Origin of the sequence: Desulfobulbus alkaliphilus (genome assembly GCF_016918545.1) — a bacterium.
GTDB classification, from domain to species: Bacteria; Desulfobacterota; Desulfobulbia; order Desulfobulbales; family Desulfobulbaceae; genus Desulfobulbus; species Desulfobulbus alkaliphilus.
Genome location: NZ_JAFFQC010000453.1, coordinates 1 through 381, shown reverse-complemented (window position 1 = coordinate 381; position 381 = coordinate 1). Strand labels below are relative to the sequence as shown.

Sequence of the window (381 nt, the reverse complement as noted above, 5' to 3'; positions counted from 1 at the left end):
CCTAAACTCAGTGGAGCCCTATGGCTTCCAATCCTTCCTTGAGGAAGCGGAGATCGAGGGAGCGAGCGCCTATCATGTGGGGCGTCTGTGGGACTACCTCCACGCCAACCTCGAACCCGCCATCCTCGCCTCTCCTGATGGTCACCGTTGGTCGACCGCTCTTGAAGCTCTCGCCCGCCTCGAGAGCCGTGAAGCCAGCCCCGGGCATTTCGAGTTGCTCAAGGCGATCGCGCTCATCGACCTGTTCAAGGATCGATCCGGCTTACAGGCTTCGCCGGACCTGCTCAGCGAGGTCGTCGCCGGCTTGAGCGCCAAGCGCTTCAAAGCCGTTCTGGAAGATCTCACTGCCTGGTCGGTCGTCATCTTCCGCAAGCATTCGGG

Annotated in this window: 1 pseudogene; it reads left to right on the top strand. The window is 61.4% G+C overall.

Annotated features, from left to right (window positions below):
• A pseudogene (locus tag JWG43_RS21255) lies at positions 1 to 381 on the top strand (ATP-binding protein); the annotation flags it as partial.